18 protein-coding genes are annotated in these 18,378 nt (G+C 60.8%); 10 read left to right on the top strand and 8 right to left on the bottom strand.

Going from position 1 to position 18,378, the window contains the following annotated elements:
- The first annotated feature begins 150 nt into the window (after window positions 1-150).
- The 8 genes from gcl to LVW35_RS08610 all read left to right on the top strand — a co-directional run bounded on the left by gcl (window position 151) and on the right by LVW35_RS08610 (window position 9,399).
- Complete coding sequence (gcl, locus tag LVW35_RS08645; protein WP_233894826.1) at window positions 151-1,926, top strand: glyoxylate carboligase; 1,776 nt, start codon at window positions 151-153, stop codon at window positions 1,924-1,926.
- A 10-nt stretch (window positions 1,927-1,936) separates the two neighbouring features.
- Window positions 1,937-2,719, top strand: coding sequence for a hydroxypyruvate isomerase (hyi, locus tag LVW35_RS08640; protein WP_233894824.1), 783 nt, complete (start codon window positions 1,937-1,939; stop codon window positions 2,717-2,719).
- A 12-nt stretch (window positions 2,720-2,731) separates the two neighbouring features.
- The gene (locus LVW35_RS08635; protein ID WP_233894823.1) at window positions 2,732-3,622 is read left to right on the top strand and encodes a 2-hydroxy-3-oxopropionate reductase; all 891 of its coding nucleotides are present in this window, start codon (window positions 2,732-2,734) and stop codon (window positions 3,620-3,622) included.
- Window positions 3,623-3,752: 130 nt separating this feature from the next.
- A complete protein-coding gene (locus tag LVW35_RS08630) occupies window positions 3,753-5,033 on the top strand; it encodes a glycerate kinase type-2 family protein (protein WP_233894822.1) in 1,281 nt (426 codons plus the stop codon).
- Window positions 5,023-6,438, top strand: coding sequence for a pyruvate kinase (pyk, locus tag LVW35_RS08625; protein ID WP_233894820.1), 1,416 nt, complete (start codon window positions 5,023-5,025; stop codon window positions 6,436-6,438). The genes LVW35_RS08630 and pyk overlap by 11 nt, the downstream gene beginning before the upstream one ends.
- Window positions 6,439-6,557: 119 nt before the next feature.
- The gene (locus LVW35_RS08620; RefSeq protein WP_233894819.1) at window positions 6,558-7,433 is read left to right on the top strand and encodes an urea transporter; all 876 of its coding nucleotides are present in this window, start codon (window positions 6,558-6,560) and stop codon (window positions 7,431-7,433) included.
- 31 nt (window positions 7,434-7,464) lie between these two features.
- The gene (locus LVW35_RS08615) at window positions 7,465-8,289 is read left to right on the top strand and encodes an ion transporter (protein ID WP_233894817.1); all 825 of its coding nucleotides are present in this window, start codon (window positions 7,465-7,467) and stop codon (window positions 8,287-8,289) included.
- 105 nt (window positions 8,290-8,394) lie between these two features.
- Entirely contained in the window at window positions 8,395-9,399 is a 1,005-nt protein-coding gene (locus LVW35_RS08610; RefSeq protein WP_233894816.1) for a sulfate ABC transporter substrate-binding protein, read from the top strand.
- A gap of 37 nt (window positions 9,400-9,436) precedes the next feature.
- Here LVW35_RS08610 and LVW35_RS08605 read toward each other — a convergent pair whose 3' ends face one another.
- Window positions 9,437-10,789 carry a hypothetical protein gene (locus LVW35_RS08605; RefSeq protein ID WP_233894815.1) on the bottom strand — a complete coding sequence of 451 codons (1,353 nt, stop codon included), beginning with the start codon at window positions 10,787-10,789 and terminating at the stop codon, window positions 9,437-9,439.
- Window positions 10,790-10,961: 172 nt separating this feature from the next.
- On the bottom strand, window positions 10,962-11,576 hold the full coding sequence (locus LVW35_RS08600) for a DUF5666 domain-containing protein (RefSeq protein ID WP_233894814.1): 615 nt from the start codon (window positions 11,574-11,576) through the stop codon (window positions 10,962-10,964).
- Window positions 11,577-11,747: 171 nt separating this feature from the next.
- On the opposite strand from LVW35_RS08600, the gene LVW35_RS08595 reads away from it, so the two are divergent.
- Window positions 11,748-12,944 (top strand): MFS transporter, encoded by a 1,197-nt coding sequence (locus tag LVW35_RS08595; protein WP_233894813.1) that lies wholly within the window; start codon window positions 11,748-11,750, stop codon window positions 12,942-12,944.
- A gap of 25 nt (window positions 12,945-12,969) precedes the next feature.
- Here LVW35_RS08595 and LVW35_RS08590 read toward each other — a convergent pair whose 3' ends face one another.
- The 3 genes from LVW35_RS08590 to LVW35_RS08580 form a co-directional block, all read right to left on the bottom strand.
- The gene (locus tag LVW35_RS08590) at window positions 12,970-14,490 is read right to left on the bottom strand and encodes a M10 family metallopeptidase C-terminal domain-containing protein (RefSeq protein WP_233894812.1); all 1,521 of its coding nucleotides are present in this window, start codon (window positions 14,488-14,490) and stop codon (window positions 12,970-12,972) included.
- 305 nt (window positions 14,491-14,795) lie between these two features.
- Entirely contained in the window at window positions 14,796-15,200 is a 405-nt protein-coding gene (locus LVW35_RS08585) for a type II toxin-antitoxin system HicB family antitoxin (protein WP_233894811.1), read from the bottom strand.
- An 11-nt stretch (window positions 15,201-15,211) separates the two neighbouring features.
- Window positions 15,212-15,400 carry a type II toxin-antitoxin system HicA family toxin gene (locus LVW35_RS08580; RefSeq protein ID WP_065901605.1) on the bottom strand — a complete coding sequence of 63 codons (189 nt, stop codon included), beginning with the start codon at window positions 15,398-15,400 and terminating at the stop codon, window positions 15,212-15,214.
- A gap of 191 nt (window positions 15,401-15,591) precedes the next feature.
- On the opposite strand from LVW35_RS08580, the gene LVW35_RS08575 reads away from it, so the two are divergent.
- Window positions 15,592-16,473 carry a LysR family transcriptional regulator gene (locus tag LVW35_RS08575; protein WP_233894810.1) on the top strand — a complete coding sequence of 294 codons (882 nt, stop codon included), beginning with the start codon at window positions 15,592-15,594 and terminating at the stop codon, window positions 16,471-16,473.
- Here LVW35_RS08575 and phnP read toward each other — a convergent pair.
- The 3 genes from phnP to LVW35_RS08560 form a co-directional block, all read right to left on the bottom strand.
- Window positions 16,470-17,219 (bottom strand): phosphonate metabolism protein PhnP, encoded by a 750-nt coding sequence (phnP, locus tag LVW35_RS08570; protein ID WP_233894809.1) that lies wholly within the window; start codon window positions 17,217-17,219, stop codon window positions 16,470-16,472. The genes LVW35_RS08575 and phnP overlap by 4 nt on opposite strands.
- Window positions 17,210-17,782: a phosphonate metabolism protein/1,5-bisphosphokinase (PRPP-forming) PhnN gene (gene phnN / locus LVW35_RS08565; protein WP_233894807.1), complete on the bottom strand. Its 573-nt coding sequence runs from the start codon at window positions 17,780-17,782 to the stop codon at window positions 17,210-17,212. Before phnN ends, phnP begins: the two co-directional genes overlap by 10 nt.
- A 192-nt stretch (window positions 17,783-17,974) precedes the next feature.
- Window positions 17,975-18,370 (bottom strand): hypothetical protein, encoded by a 396-nt coding sequence (locus LVW35_RS08560; RefSeq protein WP_126571034.1) that lies wholly within the window; start codon window positions 18,368-18,370, stop codon window positions 17,975-17,977.
- Window positions 18,371-18,378 lie beyond the last annotated feature (8 nt).

Below are 18,378 nucleotides of genomic sequence, written 5' to 3'. Positions count from 1 at the left end.
TCGCACAAAGGCTCCACACGTCGAAAAAAGTGCTTCCGACGAACGCAAAGGCCAGATTAGAAAATGCATTGACCTGCGCCGCCCGCCGTGAATACACTTTGGCCAGACACCACTTGTATACAATTACAAAACGCAAGAGGCACCAAAATTATGAGCAAAATGAGAGCAATCGAAGCCGCAGTCCTGGTGATGCGCCGTGAAGGCGTAGACACCGCCTTCGGTATCCCAGGCGCCGCGATCAACCCGCTGTACTCGGCCTTGCAGAAAGTGGGTGGCATCGATCACGTCCTTGCTCGCCACGTTGAAGGCGCCTCCCATATGGCCGAGGGCTACACTCGCACCAAGGCCGGCAATATCGGCGTGTGCATCGGCACCTCGGGCCCAGCGGGCACCGACATGGTCACCGGCCTGTACAGTGCCTCGGCCGACTCGATCCCGATCCTGTGCATTACCGGGCAGGCCCCCCGCGCCCGGATGCACAAGGAAGACTTCCAGGCCGTGGACATCACCAGCATCGTCAAGCCGGTGACCAAGTGGGCAACCACCGTCCTGGAGCCGGGCCAGGTGCCCTACGCCTTCCAGAAAGCCTTCTACGAAATGCGCTCCGGCCGCCCAGGCCCGGTGCTGATCGACCTGCCGTTCGACGTGCAGATGGCCGAGATCGAATTCGACATCGACGCCTACCAGCCGCTGCCCCTGGCCAAGCCATTGGCAACCCGCATCCAGATCGAGAAAGCCCTGGCCTTGCTGGACCAGGCCGAGCGCCCACTGCTGGTGAGCGGTGGCGGCGTGATCAATGCCGACGCCAGCGAGCTGCTGGTCGAGTTCGCTGAACTCACCGGCATTCCGGTGATTCCGACCCTGATGGGCTGGGGTACTATTGCGGACGATCACCCACAGATGGTCGGTATGGTCGGCCTGCAGACCTCCCATCGTTATGGCAACGCGACGATGTTGAAGTCGGACGTGGTGCTGGGCATCGGCAACCGCTGGGCCAACCGCCACACCGGTTCGGTCGAGGTGTACACCGAGGGTCGCAAGTTCATCCATGTCGACATCGAACCGACGCAGATCGGCCGCGTGTTCACGCCGGACCTGGGCATCGTCTCCGACGCCGGCTCGGCGCTGACGATGTTCATTGAAGTGGCCCGCGAGTGGAAAGCCGCCGGCAAGTTGAAGGACCGCAGCACCTGGCTCAATGAGTGCCAGCAACGCAAAGCCACCCTGCACCGCAAGACCCATTTCGACAACGTGCCGGTCAAGCCACAGCGCGTATATGAAGAAATGAACCAGGTGTTCGGCAAAGACACCTGCTACGTCAGCACCATCGGACTGTCGCAGATTGCCGGCGCGCAATTCCTGCACGTGTACAAGCCACGCCACTGGATCAACTGCGGCCAGGCCGGCCCGTTGGGTTGGACCATCCCCGCCGCCCTCGGCGTGGTCAAGGCCGACCCGAGCCGCAAAGTGGTGGCGCTGTCCGGCGACTATGACTTCCAGTTCATGATCGAAGAACTGGCGGTGGGCGCGCAGTTCAAACTGCCGTACATCCATGTGGTGGTGAACAACTCCTACCTAGGCCTGATCCGCCAGGCCCAGCGCGGGTTTGAAATGGACTACTGCGTGCAGCTGTCCTTCGACAACCTCAATGCGCCAGAACTCAACGGCTACGGCGTAGACCACGTCGCCGTCGCCGAAGGCCTGGGTTGCAAGGCCCTGCGTGTGTTCGAGCCAAGCCAGATCGCGCCGGCCCTGCGCCGTGCCGAGGCAATGATCGAAGAATTCAAGGTTCCGGTGATTGTTGAGATTATTCTGGAGCGCGTGACCAACATTTCCATGGGCACCGAGATCAACGCCTTCAACGAATTCGAAGATCTGGCACTGGTCGGCAACGATGCGCCGACTGCCATTGCCCTGCTCGATTAAGGAGAACCCTATGCCGCGTTTCGCCGCCAACCTGTCCATGCTGTTTACCGAACAGGACTTTCTTGCCCGTTTCAAAGCGGCCGCCGATGCGGGCTTCGAAGGGGTCGAGTACCTGTTTCCTTATGAATTCAGCTCTGCCGAAATCAAGGCGCAACTTGACGCCCACGGCCTGACCCAGGTGCTGTTCAACCTGCCGGCCGGTGACTGGGCCAAGGGCGAACGCGGACTGGCGTGCCATCCGGACCGGGTCGAGGAATTCCGTGCCGGGGTCAAGCTGGCGATTGCCTACGCGCAAGTACTGGGCAACACCCAGATCAACTGCCTGGCAGGCATCCGGCCACAAGGCGTTGACGACGAGGTCCTGGAAAAAACCTTCGTCGCCAACCTCAAGTACGCCGCTGAAAAACTGCAAGCGGTAGGCATCAAGCTGGTGATGGAAGCGATCAACACCCGCGACATCCCAGGCTTTTACCTGAACAACACGGCGCAGGCCCTGTCGATTCGCGAACAGGTGGGCAGCGACAACCTGTTCCTGCAATACGACATCTACCACATGCAAATCATGGAAGGCGACCTCGCCCGCACCATGGCTGCGCACCTGGGTGAGATCAACCACATCCAGCTGGCGGACAACCCAGGGCGCAACGAGCCGGGCACCGGCGAAATCAACTACCGCTTCCTGTTCGAACATTTAGACCGCATCGGCTACACGGGTTGGGTTGGCTGTGAGTACAAGCCGTTGACCACTACCGAAGCGGGCTTGGGTTGGTTGAAGACCCACAACGCCATCTAAGAGGATTGCTTCATGGCTAAAATCGGATTTATAGGCACCGGCATCATGGGTCAACCCATGGCCGCCAACCTGCAGAAAGCAGGTCACCAACTGTTCCTGTCCGAACACCACGGCAAGGCTCCGCAAGCCCTGATCGACGCAGGCGCCGTGGCTCTGGCCAGTCCGCAGCAGGTGGCGCAGGAAGCCGAGTTCATCATTGTGATGGTCCCAGACACCCCGCAGGTCGACGACGTGCTGTTCCGCAAAGACGGCGTCGCGGCCGGCCTGTCGCCGAACAAAGTGGTGATCGACATGAGTTCGATCTCTCCCACTTCCACCAAAGCATTTGCCGCCAAGATCAACGAGACCGGCGCGCAGTATCTGGATGCGCCCGTGTCCGGTGGTGAAGTCGGCGCCAAGGCCGGCACCCTGAGCATCATGATCGGCGGCGAGCCGCAGACCTTCGAACGCGTCCTGCCGCTGTTCCAGGCCATGGGCAAGAACATCACCCTGGTGGGCGGTAATGGCGACGGCCAGACCGCCAAGGTGGCTAACCAGATCATCGTCGCCCTGAACATCCAGGCAGTGGCGGAAGCGTTGCTGTTCGCCTCCAAGAACGGTGCCGACCCGGCCAAGGTGCGTGAAGCGCTGATGGGTGGTTTTGCCTCGTCGAAGATCCTCGAAGTGCATGGCGAACGCATGATCAAGGGCACCTTCGATCCTGGCTTTCGCATCAACCTGCACCAGAAGGACCTCAACCTGGCGCTGGCCGGCGCCAAGGAACTGGGGATCAACCTGCCGAACACTGCCGGTACGCAGCAAGTGTTCAGTACTTGCACCGCGATTGGCGGCGGCAACTGGGACCATTCGGCGCTGATCAAGGGCCTGGAGCATATGGCGAATTTCTCGATTCGCGAGAAGTAATCCATGCCGCTCCTACCTTTGAAATGCGGTCGAATGTGGGAGCGGGCTTGCTCGCTCCCATATTTTTGATCGCATCCAATGCTCGAATTTGCTGAACCTCTAATAACAAGAATCCCCCGGGAGCCCGCTTATGTCGGTCGATCCGCAACACCTGCTTCGCGAGCTGTTTGCCACAGCCATCGACGCCGCCCACCCCCGGCAAGTCCTTGAACCCTACCTGCCCGCCAACCGCAGCGGCCGTGTGATCGTGATCGGCGCCGGCAAAGCGGCCGCCGCCATGGCGCTGGTCGTGGAAAACGTCTGGCAGGGCGAAGTCACCGGCCTGGTCGTCACCCGCTACGGGCACGGCGCACCCTGCAAGAAAATCGAAGTGGTCGAAGCCGCCCATCCGGTGCCCGATGCCGCAGGCCTGGCCGTGGCCCAGCGCGTGCTGGCGCTGATCAGCAACCTGACAGAAGACGACCGCGTGATCTTCCTGCTGTCCGGCGGTGGCTCTGCGCTGCTGGCGCTGCCCGCCGAGGGCATCACCCTGGCCGACAAGCAAACCATCAACAAAGCCCTGCTCAAATCCGGCGCGACCATCGGCGAGATGAATTGCGTGCGCAAGCACCTCTCGGCGATCAAGGGCGGGCGACTGGCGAAAGCGGCCTGGCCGGCCACGGTCTACACGTATGCGATTTCCGATGTGCCGGGCGACCAGGCCACAGTGATTGCCTCCGGCCCCACGGTCGGTGATCCGAGTACCTCGCAACAGGCCCTGGCGATCCTCAAGCGCTACAACATCGACGCCTCCGCCTCGGTGCGCACTTGGTTGCAGAACCCGGCCTCGGAAACCGTCAAGCCTGGCGACCCGATACTTTCCCGCAGCCACTTTCAATTGATCGCCCGCCCCCAGCAATCCCTGGAAGCGGTGGCGGTAAAAGTCCGCCAAGCCGGGTTCAGTCCCTTGATCCTCGGCGACCTGGAAGGCGAAGCACGGGACGTGGCCAAGGTGCACGCCGGCATCGCGCGGCAGATCGTGCAACACGGTCAGCCGCTGGCGGCGCCGTGCGTGATCCTTTCCGGTGGCGAAACCACCGTGACCGTGCGCGGCAATGGCCGTGGCGGGCGCAACGCGGAATTCCTGTTGAGCCTCACCGACAGCCTCAAAGGCCTGCCCGGCGTGTACGCCCTGGCCGGTGACACCGACGGCATCGACGGTTCGGAAGACAACGCCGGCGCCATTATGACGCCATGCAGCTATTCGCGCGCCGAAGCCCTCGGGCTGTCGGCCAGCGACGAGCTGGACGACAACAACGGCTACGGCTATTTCGCCGCCCTCGACGGTTTGCTCATCACCGAGCCCACGCGCACCAACGTCAACGACTTCCGCGCCATCCTGATCCTTGAGACTGCCAAACATGACGCCTGACAAGAAGGTCAAAATCCTCGCCACCCTGGGCCCGGCCACCGACGGTATCGATGACATCCGCGAGCTGGTGGAAGCCGGCGTGAACATCTTTCGGCTCAATTTCAGCCATGGCGACCATACCGACCATGCGCAGCGCTACCAGTGGATTCGCCAAGTCGAGCGCCAGCTGAATTACCCGCTGGGTATCCTCATGGACCTGCAAGGGCCGAAGCTGCGCGTCGGACGCTTTGCAGAAGGCAAGGTGCAACTGGTGCGCGGCCAGGCATTGCGCCTGGACCTGGACGAAACGCCCGGCGACCAGCGTCGGGTCAACCTGCCCCACCCGGAAATCATCGCGGCGCTGGAGCCCGGCATGGACCTGCTGCTGGACGACGGCAAGCTGCGTTTGCGGGTCATCACCAAGCATGCCGACGCCATCGACACCACCGTGCTGAATGGCGGCGAATTATCTGATCGCAAAGGCGTGAACGTCCCACAAGCTTTGTTGGAACTCAGCCCATTGACCGCCAAGGATCGGCGTGACCTGAGCTTCGGCCTGGAACTGGGCGTGGACTGGGTGGCGCTGTCGTTCGTGCAGCGTCCGGAAGATATCCGCGAGGCCCGCGAGTTGATCGGCGACAAGGCATTTTTGATGGCCAAGATCGAGAAGCCCTCGGCCGTGCAGCGCTTGCAGGAAATCGCCGAACTGAGCGACGCGATCATGGTGGCCAGAGGCGACCTGGGCGTGGAAGTGCCCGCCGAGAGCGTGCCGCAGATCCAGAAGGACATCATCAGCACGTGCCGCCAGTTGGGTAAGCCCGTGGTGGTGGCGACACAGATGCTTGAATCCATGCGCTTCTCCCCGGCACCGACCCGTGCCGAAGTCACTGATGTCGCCAATGCCGTGGCGGAAGGCGCGGATGCGGTGATGCTGTCGGCGGAAACCGCGTCCGGCGAATACCCGTTGGAAGCCGTGCAGATGATGAGCAAGATCATCCGCCAGGTGGAAAACGGCCCGGATTACCAGGCCCAGCTCGACGTCAGCCGCCCGAAAGCCGATGCCACTGTGTCGGACGCCATCAGCTGCGCGATCCGCCGCATCAGCAGCATCCTGCCGGTGTCGGTGCTGGTGAACTACAGCGAGTCAGGCAGCTCCAGCCTGCGCGCGGCGCGGGAACGGCCGGTGGCGCCGATCCTCAACCTCACGCCGAACCTGTCTACGGCGCGGCGTTTGAGCGTGGCGTGGGGGGTGCATTCGGTGGTCAATGACCGGCTGCGCCAGGTGGATGAGGTGTGTTCCACGGCGCTGGAAATTGCCCAGGCACAGGGGATGGCGGAGCGTGGGGATACGTTGGTGATCACGGCGGGGGTGCCGTTCGGGCAACCGGGGTCGACCAACTCTTTGCGTATAGAGACATTGATCTAGCGCCTTTTATGGCCTCTTCGCGAACAAGCCCGCTCCCACATTTCGACATGACGACGCAGTCAAATGTGAGAGCGGGCTTGCTCGTGAAGGGGGCAACTCGGTCTCACTGACTAACCACCATGCACAACCCCACCTGCCCCGACTGGGCCGAAGCCCTGCTCAACGGCTTCAGCCAGATCTTCCTGCAGCGCCAGCCGCTGTGTGGCCTGCTGTGCCTGCTGGCGATCCTGATCGGCGCGCCGACCTTGCTGGGCGGCGCGCTGCTGGGCGGCGTGGCGGGGTTGCTCACGGCCCAGCGTCGTGACTATCCCAAGGCCGAACGGCAGGCCGGGCTGTATAGCTATAACGGGGTGTTGCTGGGTTTGTTGATCAGCCAACACTTCGCCTGGTCCGCCTTGTTGCCGCCGCTGATCCTGGCGTGCGGTGGCTTGAGTGCGATCCTGACCCGACAATGGTTGAAGCACGCGGGTCAACCCAATGACTTGCCCGCCTATACCGCGCCCTTCGTCTGCCTGGGTTGGTTGTTGCTGGGCACGGTCCCCGAGAGCACGTTTGTCCTGAGCGAACCCGACACCGTTTCCCTTATCACGGCGCCTTTGACCGGGCTCGCGCAAATCATGCTGTTGGATCAGCCCCTGGCTGGCGCCCTCATAGTCCTCGGCCTGTGGCTGGCCAACCGTCGAGCTGCCTTGTGGGCCTTGATCGGCGCCAGTGTCGGTGTGCTGATCGCGGTGTGGCTGGACGAACCCGCCAGCGCCCTCCTCGGTCTGCACAGCTACAACCCGGCATTGGCTGGCGTGGCGTTGAGCCAGGTACGTCGCCAGCCCTGGCCGCCGCTACTGGGCATCCTGTTGGCGATCATTCTCACACCCGGCTTTGCCGCCGTGCACCTGCCCGCGTTGACCGCGCCGTTCATCCTCGCCTGCTGGCTGGTACGCGCAGGCGGCCGGACGCTTCAGAAACCTCGCATGGACAGCCCCGTCGAATCCCCCTAGGCTTGCTCGATATCAGTTTCAGGCGGGATGTATGGACAGCAACAACGACTGGCGCCAGCGGCTCTACGTCATGATTTTCCAGAGTGACACCACCGCTGGGCGGCGCTTTGACGGCATCCTGTTGCTCATCATCCTCGCCAGCCTGGTGATCGTGATGCTCGACAGCATCGACGAGATCCACCAGAACTATGCCGATGTGCTGGCCTACATCGAGTGGGGATTCACCCTCGTCTTCCTGATCGAATACGGGCTAAGGCTGTATTGTTCGCCCAAACCGTTGCGCTACGCGTTCAGTTTTTATGGACTGGTGGATTTACTCGCCATCGTGCCCGGCATCCTCGCGCTGTATTACAGTGATGCGCAGTACCTGCTGATCATCCGCATCATCCGCATGCTGCGGATCTTCCGCGTGCTCAAGCTCAGCCCGTACCTCAAGCAGGCCAACTACCTGATGGCGGCGCTGCGAGGCAGCAAGCAGAAGATCGTGGTGTTCCTGGTCAGCGTGTGCACCCTGGTGACCGTGTTCGGCACCTTGATGTATGTGATCGAGGGTCCGGAGCACGGTTTTACCAGCATCCCCAAAGGCATCTACTGGGCCATCGTGACGCTGACCACCGTGGGCTTCGGCGATATCGTGCCGAAGACGCCGCTGGGCCAGGTGATTTCGTCGCTGGTGATGATTACCGGTTATTCGATCATTGCCGTGCCCACCGGTATTTTTACGGCTGAACTGGCGAGCGCCATGCGTGGTGAACAGCTGCAAACCGAGTGCCCGGTGTGCAAGAAAAACAGCCACGAGCCGAATGCCGCGTTCTGCTCGCGTTGCGGGAGTAATCTTTTCCGTAAAGTGGAATAAGCACAGTACGTTTTAATCTTTAAACGTCTATGCGGCGCCAGCTATAGTCGCTGGCAAATTGCCCCTACTCAATCGACCACCTTCTCGAACAACAAGGAATGAGCAGTGAAAAAACTCGTTAGCGCCTCTCTCCTGGCCGCCGGCCTTGCCCTGGCGGGCGCTGTCCAGGCCGCCCCCGTCACACTGCTCAACGTCTCCTACGACGTGATGCGCGATTTCTACAAGGACTACAACGCCGCTTTCCAGAAGCACTGGGAAGCCGAGCACCCAGACGACAAGCTGACCCTGCAAATGTCCTTCGGTGGTTCCAGCAAACAAGCGCGCTCGGTGATCGACGGCCTGCCGGCTGACGTGATCACCATGAACATGGCCACCGATATCAACGCCCTGGCCGACAACGGCAAACTGGTGCCGGACAACTGGGTCACCCGCCTGCCGAACAACAGCGCGCCGTTCACCTCCGCCACCGTGTTCATCGTGCGCAAAGGCAACCCGAAAGCCCTGAAAGACTGGCCGGACTTGCTCAAGGATGGTGTGCAGGTGATCGTGCCCAACCCGAAAACTTCGGGTAACGGCCGCTACACCTACCTGTCGGCCTGGGGTTATGTGCTGAAGAACGGCGGCGACGAAAACAAGGCCAAGGCCTTTGTCGGCAAGCTGTTCAAACAGGCCCCTGTACTGGATACCGGTGGCCGTGCGGCGACCACCACCTTCATGACCAACCAGATCGGCGACGTGCTGGTGACCTTCGAGAACGAAGCGGAAATGATCGCCCGTGAATTCGGCCGCGATCAGTTCGAAGTGATCTACCCAAGCGTCTCCGCCGAAGCCGAACCGCCAGTGTCGGTGGTCGACAAAGTAGTCGAGAAGAAAGGCACCCGTGTAGCTGCCGAAGATTACCTGAAGTACCTGTGGTCGCCGGAAGGCCAGGAAATCGCGGCCAACAACTACCTGCGTCCACGCGACCCGAAAGTGCTGGCCAAGTACACCGACCGCTTCCCGAAAGTCGACTTCCTGTCGGTAGAGAAGACTTTTGGGGACTTGCGCACCGTGCAGAAGACCCACTTCAATGATGGTGGGGTGTTTGACCAGATCTACAGCGGACAGTAACTGAGCAGCGAAAAAGCCCCTGAACCCAGGGGCTTTTTCATGAGCGAACACACCACACATTCTCACCGCCCGCGCCCTTCACGGGAAAAGGCACATCAAGCGTTTTGCCCTCGGTATTTATCTGCAAGCGCGCGGGCGCGGCCCCTTGGAATACCTCGACAGGCAGAGGCACCACCACAAAGGCGTCCTCCTCACCGCACGCTTTGCTGATCAAGACTCCTACCGTAGCGGAGTCAAAAGCAATCCGGCCGACCGTAGGCGAAAATCGCGCCGAAAACCGGTAATACACTTCTTCAGCCAGACCTTGCGATTGATAATGCCCCTCCACCCCAATCGCCCCCCTGACAAACGCCATCGGCACGAGCAAACGAACCGTGTCCGGATGCTTTAACTGGCTGATCACCTTGCCCACTGTGGTTTCCAGCGCCAGGTTTTTCTCGTTGATTTGTTGAGCGATCCGATCGTTCATCGCCGTGTCCGGCTCATCGACAACCGCCGCTACCGACGCCAACAGCCGACTTACCGGCGTCGCCCCGCGGACGATGTTTTTCCACTCATCATCCGTTTGCCGGTAGAGCAAATAAATCGCCAAGGCACCCAGGGCGTAGCTTTCGCTATCAATCGACAACGTTGAGGCGCACGGGAAGCGTGACGTTACGGCAGCCGACCATGCACGAGGCTCGGCGGGGTCCCCGACAGCGAGTCTCTCGGCCAGTACCTCAATATAATCGGCCGTGCCTTCCATGATGTCGAAAGGCTCAATGTTGCGAACCTCATCGGGAAACACAGCGTTCCATCGGTCATACCAGTACCGTGCCTTCCCCAAAGCCTGGGGCTCACCCTGGATGGCCGCATGCAAAGAACGGATCAAATGCTGTCGATACTGCCTGGGTGCAATGCGCGAGGGGTAATGCTCAGCGCGGGACCCCACCCCCAATGACCATCCTACCTGCCCATAAAAATGAAAGGCCTCATGGGTGGCCAACAAAAACATTTGCGGGACCGCCCCGGGGTTCGCGACCATCCGTATGGCTTCCTCTTCGGGCAGTTCCGAGCCCAACCCTATGTAGACGGTGGGACGCCCCTCCCACGACAACTTGTCGAATTGGCTATAGCTCGACGGCAGGCCCAAGGCCCGCACCGGCTGTGGGTCTATCGCCCGAGAACCCTGTGCATCGATCAGCCAGGCATTGACCCCGTCGTAGACAAGAATTTGCGCATCGGCATAGAACCGGGTTTCGTTCTTCAGGCGCGCGGTGGCTGCCAACAGGGGCCAGGCAGTGGCGGTGGCGGCAGCCATCCTGGCGACATAATCGCTGTTGCTGATGGTCTTCATGCTGGCGACGACGGCGTCCGAAAGCGCGGAGACCATCAGTACCAGGACCCACATGCAAATCATCCTCATGCCGGAGTTCCTGTCTTGATTCAAGCCGGAAGGAATCAACCCACGAGGCGGCGCTCACGGGCTGATACAGGCGTAAAATCTAAAACAGAGGGGCGTGAGCGATATTGCCGGGCGATTCCGAAAAACACGTAGGAACTTGCTCATGCGGACAATCGGCCTACATCGGCGGTGTCACCCCGTCCTTGCCCGCCGAGATGGCCTGCGCCGTGATAATTCCATCCGTTCCCTGCGCGGCAAACAGCACCACCTTCACCCCCGGCTTGAGCAAGCTGCGATCGCCTGGCTCCAGGTTGACGATCGGCACATCCCCCGGCACCACGATCTTCTGTTCGCCACCCTTGTACTTCACGGTCAAGGTGCGCCCATTGCTCACCACCAGGTCACCGACGGTGCCGTTGGTCATGCTGCTGCCTTCTTTCAGATCGAAGGCGCGATGACCATCACCCGTGCCGGCCATGGCCGGCGGGAATACGTGCACCTCAAGCGCGGTCAAGGTGCCATCGGCATTGGGCATGGCGGCCGAACCGATGTAGCTGCCCGGCTTGATCTCGTCGATCCTGGCCAGGGTGACCGCACGCACCTGGGTGTCTTTGGTCAGGTGCACGATGACGTCCTCGCCGCTGTTGACCTTGACATGCATCGCATCGCCCTCCACTGCCGTGATGGCGCCGCGCACGCCCACACGCGGGGCCTCGGCAGCCTGGGCCAGGCCCACGGCCATGGCGGCGGCCAGGGAGGAAGCCAGGAGCATCTTATTCAGGGTAATTTTCATGGGATTTCCTGTTTTGGCAGTTGTTTCTGAATGTATCATTACCCTTCGCGCAGAAAGTTAACGATTCACTCATCATTACCGGGCATGAGTGTTATCACTGCCAGCGGCCTACCCGGGCTACGGTGTTGTCTTTAGGCTCGCCCCACTTTCCTTCGCTTTTATGAGAACACCATGAACGCTACCTCCCACGCTACAACCACCATGACCCGGAGCATGGTGATGCTGTTTGCGTTTTGCTGCGGCGCAATCGTTGCCAACATCTACTATGCACAGCCGATCATCGAGCTGATCGCACCGGATATCGGCCTCACGCCCGCCATGGCCAGCCTGATCGTCTCGCTGACGCAAATCGGCTATGCCCTGGGCCTGTTTTTCCTGGTGCCCCTGGGTGACCTGCTGGAAAACCGCAAGCTGATGATCACCACCACCGTGGTTGCCATCGTCAGTCTGTTGGGTGCGGCGTTTACCGAACAGCCGAACCTTTTCCTGCTGGTGTCGCTGCTGATCGGTTTCAGTTCGGTGTCGGTGCAGATCCTGATCCCGCTGGCCGCGCACCTGGCACCTGCCGAGTCCCGTGGCCGTGTGGTCGGCAGCATCATGGGCGGCCTGTTGCTGGGTATCCTGCTCGCCCGGCCAGTGTCCAGCGTGGTGGCGGATCACTTCGGCTGGCGCGCGATGTTCATGGCCGCTGCGGCGTTGATGGCGTTTATCAGCGTGGTGTTGCTGATCACCATCCCCAAGCGCCAACCTGACCACAGTGCCACCTATGGCCAGTTGCTGCGCTCCCTCGGCACCTTGCTGCGTGAGCAACCGGTGTTGCGCCAACGGGCGTTTTATCAGGGTTGCATGTTCGCCACCTTCAGCCTGTTCTGGACCGCCGCCCCGCTGGAACTGGCGCGAAACCACGGCCTGAGCCAAAGCGAGATCGCACTGTTTGCCCTGGTCGGTGCATTGGGAGCCATCGCAGCGCCCATCGCCGGTCGCCTGGCCGATGCCGGCCATACCCATCGCGCGTCGTTGCTGGCCATGTTGTTTGCGGCGCTGAGTTTCCTGCCGGCCTTCGTACACCCGTTGTACAGCGTGATCGGCCTGGCGGTGACCGGCGTGGTCCTGGACTTCTGCGTGCAGATGAACATGGTGCTGGGCCAACGCGCCATCTACGCCCTCGACCCCAACAGTCGCAGCCGTCTGAACGCGTTGTACATGACCAGCATCTTCATCGGCGGCGCCTTCGGGTCGGCGATCGCCAGCAGCGTGTATGAACATGGCGGATGGCTGGGCGTGATGCTGGTGGGCAGCGCGTTCCCCTTGATCGCGCTGCTGCGGTTCCTGGCTGCATCGCGTCAGGCGGCAATTGCCACCGCTTGAGTCATGGGCTTGAGGCTAATGCCAGTCAGTTAAGGGCATTAGGCTTAAGGCCGGTTTTTTCCGCGGATATCTGGTTGGACGACGCTGTCAGCAGGTTCAGCAACTGTGAGAAAAACCCCAACAGGATGGTGACCATTCGTTGGATCAAGCCGGCGGTATGTTCCTGTGTGTTATCCGGCGACGGGGCGGGCGCAGGGGTTGGGACGGGAACAGGCGCGGGCTGGACCTTCTGCGCCTGGCCACCCCACTGCACGTCGGCAGGCTTGATCTCTCCTTTGCTCTTGACCAGCAGATCCACGCTGCCTGTTCCCTTGAGGTCGATGGCCAGGCTTGAACGGCCCGTGTTGGCATCATGCTTGAGCACTGCTTCTCCGGCTCGCCCGGTAAACCGATCAGTAAATACCAGGGTGCGCACACCAGCGCCCTTCAAGGCACCCGTCACATCTATCTTATCGGTACCGCTGGTGAAATCCTCAATCAGGTCGGGATCGGACGGGGTGGAATCGCTGGCCTTGTCGTAGACAAAGGTATCCGTGCCGCCACCGCCTCTCAGGGTATCGCCCCGTGTACCGCCCTTGATCCGGTTTGCCGCCTCATTCCCCGATATGTTGTCTCGCCCAGAGCCGCCAATCGCGTTTTCAATCGTGCAGCCCTTGGCGATGGACACATTGCCCTTCATCCCGCCCACATCAGAAAACGATTCGGCGTTCAGGTTGATGTTCTGGTCCTGGGAAAACCCGGAGAAATCCATGGTGTCGACGCCACCACCGTCCCAGACACAGAAGACTGGTTTGTCCGCAGCGCTTTTTAGGCTCATCGCCTCCCGCTCGGTGTTGGAGTTGAAGCCATAGATGGTGTCGGTGCTACGGGTTTGGTGATTGGCCCCGTACAGGCGTTGCGCCGCAGCGATATCATCCATCATCGGCGCAGACGGATTCTGCCCCTTGAAGTCGTGCCCCTTCTGGTTTTTCTCCGACCAATAACTCATCACCGTACGCGCCTTGGTATCCTCCGCGTAGATCGCGCCGTTCTGGTAATTGAAACCGCCCCCGTTGTAGTTCCCCGGATGATGCAGGCCAATGGCGTGGCCGACCTCATGGATGGCCGTCAACGAAAAGTGACTGCCCAATGCCGGCGACCCACTTTCTCCCCGCGTGCCAATCGTGGCCGAAGTCTGGGTAGTGAACCGGCCAGGAAAGGTGGCAACCCCACGATCACCATTTGGGTTGTTGCGAATGTTGAGCGTGCCGTCCGCCCTGCCCGTCTGCTCGCGAAAGTTGACATTGACCACATCCTGCCAGGACTGCACGGCCTGGCGAACACGCCGCTTCTGCTGGTGGGTGAAGCTGCTATCCACCGTGTAATTCACATCGACTTTCGAATCACCATTACGGTCATGAAAACGCAGATTTTCCCGCGTGAGTTGTCTAGCGGCCTGTTCCGTTGTGTAAGACGGCTTATTACCAGCCCCCACACCAAACGGACCGGGGTCCGATACCGGCAAATTATTCAGAGGACTTCTACCCAGCAGCTTATGATTATTCATTGTGCGACACCTTTGGTTTCTATCAAGAGGGCCGGCCAACCGATCGTTGACCAACCATTCCAGAGGTAAATTCGCACGCTGAAAAATCCGATACCAACGCAGATTTGGTTCTAATCACAACACCTGCGCGCCCCGAAACAGGCGGCGATACAATCAGGAATTCCTTTGCAAATTAAACACTCGACAACACAAAGGCACGGGTGGCATCGAGTTGTTTTGGCAAGAGAAAAACAAAATCTAAAAAAGCACTTTTCGCTCAAGTACGTTGTTTTGCCGATAATCAGGACACATCCCTTAAACCTTACTCAGGACCTTACCAGCTTCTCCAGCGCGGCATCCGCCAAAAAGGAGGAGCGGCTCTTGACCTTGTGCTCACGTACATAACGGTCGATGCGCTGGATGACATAACCGGGTAACGTCACATTGACTTTCTCGGTCTTGCCAAGATAGGGCGAGATGTCCAGCTCCAACATCCCCCAGCCCATACCGGCGTAGTCTTCGTGCGCGTGATGGTTGGTCACCGACGTTGGCATGGGAATCGGCCCACCCTCAGCAGCGATCTCTTGCAGCAGGATATGCGCCACTTCCACCGCGGCGTTGTAGGCCTCTTCAAAACTGTCCCCAGCGGTGACTGCGCCTGGGATATCGGGGATCTGAATACCGGTGGCGGTGAAGTCATCGCCCCATTCGATACAGATTGGGTATTGCATGAATGTTCTCCTTAAAACTGAAACAAGCCGGCGCGTTTCCTGATGCTTCTGACGGTGCCCAGGGGCAGGTCCTTTTTGGGATGAGGCACTGGAATGGTGTACGGGTTATAGCGATGGGTAAAAATATGATGACTGCCCGTGACCCGATCCAGCACCCAACCTGCCTCTTGCAGTTCCTTGATCAATAGCCTGCTTTGCACCCGAGCCTCCTTGGCTTGGCCTGAATAAAAATAACCCTAGAGTTACCTTTACTCAAGCACAAAATATGCGGACCTGACTGGCGGCTGTTTTACTGGATATTGAAAACTCACTCGCTCGACACTGCAAACGCATGACACCGCCACTGCATCGCCTTAGGCTTGAACGCCGTCAAGCCCCACAGGAACCATCGATGGACCGCCTCACTGCCATGGAAACCTTCGTCCACGTCATCGAAACCGGCTCGTTCTCGGCAGCCGCCAAGCGCTTGGGCATCGGCCAGCCCGCAGTCTCCAAGAGCATTGCGCAATTGGAGGCGCGCCTGGCGGTGAGGTTGGTGATGCGCTCAACGCGCGGGCTGAGCCCGACTGAAGCCGGCCAGGCCTTTTTCGAGAGGGCCAAGCGTGCCATCGACGAAGCCAATGAAGCGGACGATGCGGCCCGTGGCGCGGGCGCGGGTTTGTCCGGCAACTTGCGCATCAGTGCGGCGGTCACCTTCGCCCGCATGCATATCATTCCTCATCTGGGGCCGTTCCTTGCGCAATACCCCGGATTGAATGTGGACGTGGTGCTCGACGACCGCAACCTCAATCTGGTGGAAGAAGGCATCGACGTGGCCCTGCGCATGGGCAACATGAATGATTCGAGCCTTACAGCGCGCAAAATCGGCGAATCCCGCTGCATCATCCTGGGCACCCCCACCTATTTCGAACGCTTCGGCGAACCCGCCACCCCGATGCAATTGTTGCAACACGAGGCGATCATCTACACCCGCGGCGAAGGCTCGCACTGGACCTTCACCCAAGGCGATACCGAATACTCCCTCGTCGCCCACGGCCGCGTGCGTGTGACGGCGGCCGAGGGCGTCCGTGCAGCGGTGTTGAGTCATCTGGGGCTGACACTCTCGTCCACTTGGATGTTTGCGCCGGAACTGGCCAGCGGCGAAGTGAAGCCGGTGCTCACGGACTGGAAGTTGCCGGCGCGGGACTTATGGGCAGTGTTCCCCACCGGCAGGATGGCGAGCGCCAAGGCGCGGGCGTTTGTGGAGTATGTGGAACAGTTGTTGATCCGCTAGAGCACTCGGTCGTCCCATGCGACGGTGACATGACGCGGCAGTTCACGCCGATGCTCCAGCAACCACGCATCCAGCGTATGCCCTACATGGGTCAACACCCCAAGCTGCGCGCCAGTCTCCTCAATGCTCTGTAACGCCAGCGTCAGGTCGTTGTGATTACGCGGCGCTTGCGGCTGCGGCGGCATGGAGCAATCCAGCACCAGTACGTCCAGCGGTTCGCGCTGCAGCCAGGCCAGGGTCGCCGGTGGCAGGCCGACCGTGTCGGTAAGGTAGGCGATGCGCCGCCCCTCGCCTTCCAACAGGTAACCCAGGGTCAACTTCGAATGCTGCAACGGCAACGCCGTGACACTCAGCTCGCCAAACTGCCGCGTTTCAAACTCGGTAAAAGGCTGGCTGAAATCCAGGATGCCCGGATGCTTGTAAAGGTCGGACAAACCTTCGGGATCCGCCGGCCCGTGCACCGGAATCACCAGCCCTTGCCCCCAGCGCAAGTGCAGCAAACCCTGGGCATGGTCGGCGTGATAGTGGGTCTGGAGAATGCCGTTGAAGCTGCGCGGCGGGAAACGCTCGGTGAGATCGGGCAAGCCGCTGTCGATCAACCAGCGCTGGTCGCCGCATTCGATCAGCGCACTGCACGGGCGGCGGCGCAGGCTTTCGTCGCTGCGCGCCAAAGTGCACGCAGGGCATTCGCAGCCGTACACCGGGACCTGCCGCGCGTCACCGGTGCCAAGCAGGGTCAAGCGCATGCCGAGTGCCCGTGGTCGAGGCAGCACAGCAGGCGTTCGACCGTATGTTCCAGCGGCCCGGAATTGTCCAGCACAAACAACCCCGCCCCATGCCCCGCGATCAACTCGGCGGTGAATAGTGCATTGCGTGCCAGCCGCTCCTCTATATCCGCCAGGGCCTCACGCCCGCGTGCGATCAAGCGTTCGCGCAGTACCGCCTGATCCACCGTCAACAGCAACACCAGCGACGTCGGATAACGTGCGCGGGTCTGTGCCAGGTGCGCGCGGGAGCCGTTGACCAGCACGTCGTCACCTGCCGCCAGCCAGTCGTCGATCTCCTTGGGAATGCCATAGGACAAGCCATTCGCCTGCCAACTGAGGGTAAACGCGCCTTCGGTCTGCATCGTGGCGAACTGTTCCGGGCTCACGCCTCGCGCGGCCTCGCCCGCCGACTCCGCCGAACGAGTGATCACGCGGCGCACGATTCGGCAACCGCGCTCGGCCAAACTCGGGCGCGCGGCATCCAACAGGCTGTCCTTGCCCGAGCCGGACGGCCCGATGAGATAGATCAACCTGCCTGCCATCAGAACCCCCTCTTTACTTGTCGCCGGTCACCCGGCCGGCAGCGCACACATTACCCGAGTAAGGCCGGTTCGCTACCGGGTATTTCGTTATGTTTACAGTAGCGTACCGTAGGCTGATGGCCGAGGAGATCTCCTGTGGTAGGGGAAGGCATTTCACAGGCCTGAAAAAGGCGACCCGGAGGTCGCCTTTTGTCATTGCGCGTATTGCTTGCTCAAGCCAGGTGGCACGCCCTGCACGTCGGTTTCTTCCCACGGGCCGTTCGGGCTGATGGAACGGCTCCAGCCGTTGCTCCAACGGTAATAGGTGCGCTGGCGGTAGAAGGTGTCAGGCTGCTCGTCCAGCACATACACCTGCATCTTGCCGTCCCAGTGGCTTACGGCGCCCGGGGGTGGTGCGAAGGTGGCTGATTTGGTGGGCACCGGTTTCGGCGCTGGGGTCACCGGGCCGGAGGGTTTGGTGCTCGGCTGGGTCGACGGGCCCGCCGGTGGGATGGTCGGGCCAGTGGGCGCCGGAGGTGGCCGGTGGACCGCACAAGCGCTCAGGCCGAGTACCAGGCTGAGCAGGGTGATGCGTGCAAATGCGGTCATAGGCGTTT

The organism is Pseudomonas sp. HN11 (assembly GCF_021390155.1).
GTDB lineage: Bacteria > Pseudomonadota > Gammaproteobacteria > Pseudomonadales > Pseudomonadaceae > Aquipseudomonas.
Note: the sequence above shows the minus strand (reverse complement) of the source record. Positions and strands in the feature narration are given on the sequence as shown.